The 7,662-nt window shown below is 73.8% G+C and carries 6 protein-coding genes and 1 tRNA gene; 5 read left to right on the top strand and 2 right to left on the bottom strand.

All coding sequences use genetic code 11. From position 1 onward, the window contains the following. Both G3I42_RS14235 and G3I42_RS14230 read left to right on the top strand, forming a co-directional pair. The coding region (locus G3I42_RS14235) for a trypsin-like peptidase domain-containing protein (RefSeq protein ID WP_203606799.1) at positions 1-1,128 on the top strand (1,128 nt) is incomplete at its 5' end. 43 nt (positions 1,129-1,171) lie between these two features. Next, positions 1,172-1,258, top strand: a tRNA-Ser gene (locus G3I42_RS14230). A 313-nt stretch (positions 1,259-1,571) separates the two neighbouring features. Here G3I42_RS14230 and G3I42_RS14225 read toward each other — a convergent pair. Continuing rightward, positions 1,572-2,399, bottom strand: coding sequence for a phosphoenolpyruvate hydrolase family protein (locus G3I42_RS14225; protein WP_164285955.1), 828 nt, complete (start codon positions 2,397-2,399; stop codon positions 1,572-1,574). A 146-nt stretch (positions 2,400-2,545) separates the two neighbouring features. Next, entirely contained in the window at positions 2,546-3,796 is a 1,251-nt protein-coding gene (locus G3I42_RS14220; protein ID WP_164285954.1) for a Tm-1-like ATP-binding domain-containing protein, read from the bottom strand. 217 nt (positions 3,797-4,013) lie between these two features. Here G3I42_RS14220 and G3I42_RS14215 point away from each other — a divergent pair, with 217 nt between their 5' ends. From G3I42_RS14215 to G3I42_RS14205, 3 genes are all read left to right on the top strand, one after another. Next, a complete protein-coding gene (locus G3I42_RS14215) occupies positions 4,014-5,462 on the top strand; it encodes a PLP-dependent aminotransferase family protein (RefSeq protein WP_164285952.1) in 1,449 nt (482 codons plus the stop codon). A gap of 209 nt (positions 5,463-5,671) precedes the next feature. Beyond that, entirely contained in the window at positions 5,672-6,370 is a 699-nt protein-coding gene (locus G3I42_RS14210) for a histone deacetylase (RefSeq protein WP_203606798.1), read from the top strand. A 274-nt stretch (positions 6,371-6,644) separates the two neighbouring features. Next, positions 6,645-7,508, top strand: coding sequence for a class I SAM-dependent methyltransferase (locus G3I42_RS14205; RefSeq protein ID WP_164285948.1), 864 nt, complete (start codon positions 6,645-6,647; stop codon positions 7,506-7,508). Positions 7,509-7,662 lie beyond the last annotated feature (154 nt).

Below are 7,662 nucleotides of genomic sequence, written 5' to 3'. Positions count from 1 at the left end.
CGCAAGCGCGGCCGTGGCGTCTTCCTCGCCGCCGTGATCGTGGCCGCGCTCGTCGCGGGCGGCGTCGGCGGCGGCATCGGCTACTGGGCCGCCGACCGCGACGACAACGGCACCGGCTCCACGACGATCGCCGCGGCCGACAGCCCCGCGAGCACCAAGCGCGCCGCCGGCTCCGTCGCGGGCATCGCCCAGGCCGCGCTGCCGAGCGTCGTGACGATCGAGGCGCAGGGCGGTGACGGCGAGGGCTCCACGGGCACCGGCTTCGTCTACGACAAGCAGGGCCACATCCTCACCAACAACCACGTCGTCGCCTCCGCCGCCTCGGGCGGCAAGCTCACCGCGACCTTCTCCAACGGCAAGAAGTACGCGGCCGAGGTGATCGGCCACGCGCAGGGCTACGACGTCGCGGTGATCAAGCTCAAGAACGCCTCGGGCCTCAAGCCGCTCGTGCTCGGCGACTCGGACCGTACGGCCGTCGGTGACTCGACGATCGCGATCGGCGCGCCCTTCGGCCTGTCGAACACCGTGACCACGGGCATCGTCAGCGCCAAGGACCGCCCGGTCGCCTCCAGCGACGGCGAGAGCGCGAAGAGCTCGTACATGAGCGCCCTCCAGACCGACGCCTCGATCAACCCGGGCAACTCCGGCGGCCCGCTCCTCAACGAGCGCGGCCAGGTCATCGGCATCAACTCGGCGATCCAGCCCGGCAACTCGGGCGGCGGCCTCGGCGGCGGCTCCAGCCAGGGCGGCTCGATCGGCCTCGGCTTCGCCATCCCGATCAACCAGGCGAAGCGGGTCGCCGAACAGCTCATCAAGACCGGCACGCCGGTCTACCCGGTGATCGGCGCGACGGTGTCCCTCGAAGAGGGCATGGACGGCGCCACGGTCTCCGACCAGGGCACGGGCAGCGACCCGGCCGTCACCCCCGGCGGCCCCGCCGCGAAGGCCGGCCTCAAGTCGGGAGACACGATCATCAAGTTCGACGACACGATCGTCGACAGCGGCCCGACCCTCATCGGCGAGATCTGGACCCACCAGCCCGGCGACAAGGTGAAGATCACCTACAAGCGCGACGGCAGCGAGCACACCACCGAAGTCACCCTCGGCCAGCGCAAGGGCGACGACTAGACCGGTACGCTGTACCCCGCCCCACCGGCCTCCGGCGGGGCGGGGAGGGTTGCCCGAGCGGCCTAAGGGAACGGTCTTGAAAACCGTCGTGGTGGCGACACCACCGTGGGTTCAAATCCCACACCCTCCGCCGCAGGTCACAAAGACCGCAGCTCAGAAGGGGCGCACCGCGTTGGCGGGGCGCCCCTTCGGCGTGTGGGGGGGGGCTCAGGTTGGGCGCGTCGATTCCGGTCGGGGTCAAGGCGGGCGGGCCATACGCGGGCCACCTTCGGCGGCGTGAGGTGACACTCCGTCGAGGGTTGGCGAGCGTGGATGTGGCGAGATTCCGAGGGAGCGCATGGCCGAACTGCTGCGACGTACGACCGAGGCCGTCGGGCCCCCGCTCAGCGCCGATCCAGCCCCTCAGCCCCCCCCGCCCGCGCCCAGCCTCGCCACCAGCCCCCTCAGCCCCGCACCCGTACCGCCTTGAACGCCTCCGTCTGGTGGCGGATCGCGGTTTCGGTGGGGAGCCGTTCGATGGAGCTCGCGCCGAAGAAGCCGACGACGCCGTGCGTCCGTTCCAGTACGTACTTCGCGTCCTCGGGCTCCGCGATCGGGCCGCCGTGGCACAGCACCAGGATGTCCGGGTTGACCGCGACGGCCGCGTCCCGCATCGCCTGCACGCGCTCCACGCACTCGTCGAGCGTCAGCGCCGTGCTCGCCCCGATCGTGCCCTTCGTCGTGAGCCCGAGATGCGGAACGAGCACGTCGGCCCCGGCCCGCGCCATCGCTGTCGCCTGCGCGGGGTCGAAGACGTACGGCGCCGTGAGCAGCCCGCGCGCGTGCGCCTCGGCGATCATCTCGACCTCCAGGCCGAAGCCCATCCCGGTCTCCTCCAGGTTCTGCCGGAAGACGCCGTCGATGAGGCCGACCGTCGGGAAGTTCTGCACTCCCGCGAAGCCCGCCGCCTTGATCTCGTCGAGGAAACGGCCCATCACCCGGAAGGGATCGGTGCCGTTGACACCCGCGAGGACCGGCGTGTCCTTGACGACGGGCAGCACCTCGTTGGCCATGTCCATCACGATCGCGTTCGCGTCGCCGTAGGCGAGCAGTCCCGCGAGCGAGCCGCGACCGGCCATGCGGTAGCGCCCCGAGTTGTAGATGATCAGCAGGTCGATGCCCCCGGCCTCGGCCGACTTCGCCGTGATGCCGGTGCCCGCGCCGCCGCCGATGACCGGCTGCCCGGCGGCCACGGTCGCCTTGAGCCGGTCGAGTGCGGTCTTCCTGTCCATGGGATTCACCTTTCGGGGATCGGATGTAGGGGTGGAGGGGCGTCCACGCGTGCGGGTCGCGTCCGGCCGCACGGGGCGGAGGCACCCCGGGCCGTACGGGCCGTACGGGCGTGGGGACGGCCCCAGCCGCACGGTCCGTACGGGAGTCACGCGCCCGTCGCCGTGATGTGCGCGTGGAGCCTGCGCGCCGCCCGGGCGCCGAAGCCCGGGTCGTTGAGGTGCGCGTCCTCCTCGCGCACCTCGACGGCGGAGCCCGCCACGGCCGCGCGCACCGCCGCGAAGAGCGCCGCGTCCGCCGCCTCGTCGCGGAACGGACCGCCCTCGGCGTCGATGCCGCTCACGCCGCGCAGCGGCAGCAGGAGCGTGACAGGCCCGCGCGCCGCCGCGAGCTTCGCGCCGACGCGGCGGCCGAGTTCCGCGTTCTCCTCCGGCGTGGTCCGCATCAGCGTGACCGTCGGGTTGTGGACGAGGAAGCGACGCTCGGCGAAGCGCGCGGGGACGCTCTCGCGCGGCCCGAAATTGACCATGTCGAGCGCGCCGAGCGAGACGACCTGCGGGATGCCGCGCGCCCCCGCCGCCTCAAGACGGTGCGGACCCGCGCTCAGCACGCCGCCGACGAGATCGTCCGCGAGTTCCGTCGTCGTGAGGTCGAGCACCCCCGCGAGCCGCCCGTCACCGGCCAGCTTCTCCAGCGCGCGCCCGCCGGCGCCCGTGGCGTGGAAGACGAGCGGCTCGTAGCCGAGCGCGGTCAGTTCGGCGCGCGCCTCGTCCACCGCCGGCGTCGTGAGCCCGAACATCGAGAGACCGACCAGCGGACGTCCCGGCGCCGATGGCGCGGACTTCCGCGCCTCGTGCTCGCTCGCCATCGCGCTCGCGGCAGCGGCGGCGTTGCCGAAGATCTGCGCGGAGACGGAGTTGACGCCCGCCACGTCGACGACGGCGTGCATGACGGTCACGTCCGCCTCCCCCACGTACGGCGAGACATCGCCCGACGCCATCGTCGACACGAGCAGCTTCGGGACGCCGACCGGCAGCGCCCGCATCGCCCGCGCGGCGACCGAGGAGCCGCCCGAGCCGCCCACGGCGAGCACCGCGTCGAGCCGCCCCTCCGCGTACAGGCGCAGGGCCACCTCGGCCGCGCCCGAGGCCATCGCCGTCATCGCCGCGCCCCGGTCGCCCGCCGCGCGCAGCGTCGTCTGCTCCGTACCGGCCGCTCGCGCCACCTCGGCCGCGTCGATCCACGCGTCCCAGGGCCCTTCGGGCGCCTCGGCGGGCACCGAGAGCGGCCCGACATCGACCATCACCGTGCGCGCCCCGTGCCGCCGCACCCGCTCGGCGAGCCACGCGTACTCCTCGCCCTTCGTGTCCAGCGTGCCGATGAGAACGACCGTCGCCATCCTGTCCGCCTCCCGCTCCGCCCGTTTCCGGGACCTCGTCGTCCGCCCGTACGGTTGCCGGGCCCGCCGGGCTCCTCACGAACCCCGCGAACCCTCCTGTGGTGGAGTCTGCGCCGCGCGCAAGGCCGCCACGTGGTCCACTTGGCGCCGAATGGTCCACAGGGCCACACCTCACCCGGACCGCCCCTCCGGATGCCTGCCGCCAGGAGAGAAAGCCATGCCAGCCCGCCGAGCCGCAGGGCATCCCGCGCCCCGCGACACCGCCCCCTCCGAGGCCGGCACCGTCTCCCGGCTGCTCGGCGACTGGCGCGCGGAAGGCGCCGCCGTGCACGTGGCCCTGCGTGACGCGCTCGCCGAGCTGATCGACGGGGCGTACCTGCCCGCCGGGCGGCGGATGCCGGGACAGCGCGAACTGGCCGCCGCGCTCGGCGTCGCGCGCGGCACGGTCGTACGGGCGTACGCCGAGCTGACCGAGGCCGGACGGCTCGTGGCCCGCCACGGCTCGGGGACGTACGTACGCGGAACCGCCGCCGCCGGGCGTGCCGGGGAGGGCCGCCTGCGGTCCTTCGACGCCCGGCCCGTCGTCGCGGACCTGTCCTCGGGCGCCCTGCCCCGTTCGCCGCTCGTCGCCGACGTGATGCCTGAGGTCGGACGACTGCTCTCCGAGGGCTCCCCGGACGACACCGGCTACCACCCGGCCGGGCTGCCGGCCCTCCGGTCCGCGCTCGCGGACCGCTTCACCGCCCGGGGCCTTCCCACCCGCGAGGACCAGATCCTCGTCACCGCGGGCTCCCAGCAGGCCGTGTGGCTCGTCGCGACCGCGCTCACCGGCCCCGGCACGCTCGCCCTCGTGGAGGACCCGAGTTACCGGGGCGCCCTGGAGGCATTCGCGGGCGCCGGGACCCGCGTCCGCGGCGTGCCCTTCGGCACCTCGGGGCTCGATCTCGGCCTGCTCGACGCCGCCGCGCCCGGCGCGCAGGTGCTCTACGTGCAGAGCGCGCTCCACAACCCGACCGGCGTGCACACGAGCGGGGAGCGGCGACGGGAGCTGGCCGCGCTCGCGGACCGGCACGGACTGCTCCTCGTGGACGACCAGTCGCAGGCCGAACTGGGCTGGTTCCGCTCCGAGCCCTTGCGCGGAGTGGAGCGGTACGCGGACCCCGAGCGGCTGCTCGTCCTCGGCACGCTCTCGAAGCTCTTCTGGGGCGGGCTGCGCATCGGCTGGGTCCGGGGTCCGCGGGAACTCGTGGGCCGCCTCGCCGAACTGCGGCGTGGCATCGATCTCGGCGGCCCTGTCGCCGATCAGCTCGCGGCCCTCCTGCTCCTTCCGCACGCGGCGCGCGAACGCGAACGCCGACGCGCCTTCCTCGCCGCGCAGTACGAGGAGACGGCGGCCCTCCTGCACCGGCTCCTGCCCGGCTGGACCTGGCGCACCCCGGCGGGCGGCTCCGGACTATGGGCGGATACCGGAGGCGACGCGGTGGCCCTCGCTCGGCGCGCCCTCGCCCGAGGCGTCAGGCTCACGCCCGGCCCCGCCTTCTCCCCGCACGTCGGCCACCACGGCCACGTACGGCTCCCGGTGTGGCAGGAAGGGAGCCGTTTCGCGGAAGCGGCGCGGATTCTCGCCGAGCGGGAGGGGGACCTCCGGGGTGGCAGTCAGGGGTGATGTTTCACGTGAAACATCGTGGTTCGGGCGGAGAGGGCGTGATGTTTCACGTGAAACATCCGTCCCGGTCTGGGGGAGTGGGTCGATGTTTCACGTGAAACATGCGTTGTCGTCCCCGGAACTTGGGTGATGTTTCACGTGAAACATCAGGAAATGCGGCACACTTGCGGCAATGTTTCACGTGAAACATCAAGGAACGCGAGGTGTTCATGGCGGGGGTCCGGAGGCTGGATCGCTGGGAGGGCGCGCCGCAGCACGCCATCGACCGGGTCTGGTACGTCAGTTACGGCTCCAACATGAGGCTCGCCCGCTTCCTCGCGTACATAGAGGGCGGCCGGGCCGAAGGCGGAGCGATGGAGCACCCCGGCTGTCGTGATCCGGAACCCCCGCGTTCCTGGGTGGCCCTGGAGTTGCGCGGGCGGTTGTACTTCGCGACGGAATCGCGGATCTGGGGTGGCGGGCGTGCTTTCTTCGAGCGGCCGGAGGGGGTGGGTGCGCAGTGGCCCGGCCCTGGCGCCGGGCGGACGGGCCCTCGTGCGGGGCGATGCGGAGTGAGTACGGGGCGAGTGCTCGCGCGCGCGTACGACGTGAGCCGGGAGCAGTTCACGGACGTGGCCGCGCAGGAGATGTACCGGGCGCCGGGGGACGGGCCCGCTCTCGAAGCGGTGCTCGCGGGCGGGGAACGTGCCGTGCGGTGCGGCCCAGGGCGCTACGAGACGCTGCTCTGTCTCGGCGCGCTCGACGGACGGCCCGCACTCACCTTCACGGCGCCGTGGCGGGCGGCCGACGTGACGCCGAACCCTCCCTCGAAGCCGTATCTGGCGCAGCTCGCCGGGGGACTGGCCGAGACGGGGGCGTGGAGCGCGGCCGCGATTCGCGCGTATCTGACGGCCGCGGCGGCCGGGTAGAGCGTCGCTTCCCGGCCGGGTGCGGGACGTTTCCCGGTCGCTTAGCGTGCCGGACCGTCGCTCCTCGGCCATGCGCTCGTTGCTCTGGGCAAGGCCCTGTCGGTCCGGCGCCCGTCGCCGCGTACCGCCGGGGGCCGAGCGACGGCATGACGGCGCGGGCGCACGACTGCGGACGGCATGACGGCGCACCTGTACGACGCCGCAACTGCCTGACGGCACGACGGCATGACAGCGCACGGCGACAGAGCACGGACGATGGAGTGAGGTAACGGGCGTGGTTTCCGGCTGGGAGTGGGACGAGACGCTGTTCTCGGGGGCTGCCCCGTACTACGAGCGCGGACGCTTGCCGTACGCGCCGGGGCTCGCGAAGGCGCTCGCGGGAGCGCTGCGCCTGGACGGGCGCGGACGCCTGGTGGACGTGGGCTGCGGCCCCGGCACGCTGACGCTGCGGCTCGCGCACCTGTTCCGCGAGGTCGTGGGCGTGGACCCGGACCGGGGAATGATCGCGGAGGCCGGGCGGCGCGCGGCGGGGGCGGGGCTGACGGGGAAGGTGCGGTGGGTACGGGCGCGGGCCGAGGAACTCCCGGCCGGGCTCGGCAGCTTCACGGTGGCGACCTTCGGCCACTCCTTCCACTGGATGGACCAGGAGCGGGTGGCCCGCACGGTACGCGCGATGCTGCGACCGGGCGGCTCGCTCGTGCACGTGGCGGATCTCAAGGACGAGGTGCGGACGCTCGCGGGGCTGCCGTACCCGGGCGTGCCGCACCAGGAGATCGAGGAGCTGGTCCAGCGCTACCTCGGCCCCGTGCGCCGCGCGGGACAGGGCGAGCTGCCCGAGGGGACACCGGGGGGCGAGCGCGATGTGCTCGCGCGCTCGGGCTTCTCGGCCCCGGAGCGGCACGTGGTGCCGGGCGGCCAGCCTCTGGAACGTACCGACGACGACCTCGTGGCCTGGGTCTTCTCGCACTCCTCGGCCGCCCCGCACCTCTTCGGCCCGCGCCGCGAGGACTTCGAGGCCGAACTGCGCCGCCTGCTCCGCGAGACGTCCCCGCCCGGCCTCTTCTCCGAACGCCTGCCCAGCACCGAGGTGTTCGTATGGCGCCGCGAGGACACGTTCGCGGAGCCGGAGCGGGTGTGAGGCAAGGGGGGGCTCGCGGGGGACTCGCGGGGCGGGGAGCCGGACGGGGCCGTGAGTCCGCGGGCCCGCGCCTGTGGGGGCGGGGGGCCGGAGGGACCGTGAGTCCGCGGGCCCGCGCGCCTGTGACGGCGGGGGGCCGGAGGGGCTTTCGCGG

Origin of the sequence: Streptomyces sp. SID11385, assembly GCF_010548245.1 — a bacterium.
Taxonomy (GTDB): domain Bacteria; phylum Actinomycetota; class Actinomycetes; order Streptomycetales; family Streptomycetaceae; genus Streptomyces.
This window is presented reverse-complemented; position numbering and strand designations above follow the sequence as displayed.

Bases quoted from the DNA above. Each gene is read 5' to 3' on its own strand.
- G3I42_RS14225 (WP_164285955.1), bottom strand. From the start codon at position 2,399: ATGGACAGGAAGACCGCACTCGACCGGCTCAAGGCGACCGTGGCCGCC.
- G3I42_RS14210 (WP_203606798.1), top strand. From the start codon at position 5,672: ATGGCGGGGGTCCGGAGGCTGGATCGCTGGGAGGGCGCGCCGCAGCAC.
- G3I42_RS14215 (WP_164285952.1), top strand. From the start codon at position 4,014: ATGCCAGCCCGCCGAGCCGCAGGGCATCCCGCGCCCCGCGACACCGCC.
- G3I42_RS14220 (WP_164285954.1), bottom strand. From the start codon at position 3,796: ATGGCGACGGTCGTTCTCATCGGCACGCTGGACACGAAGGGCGAGGAG.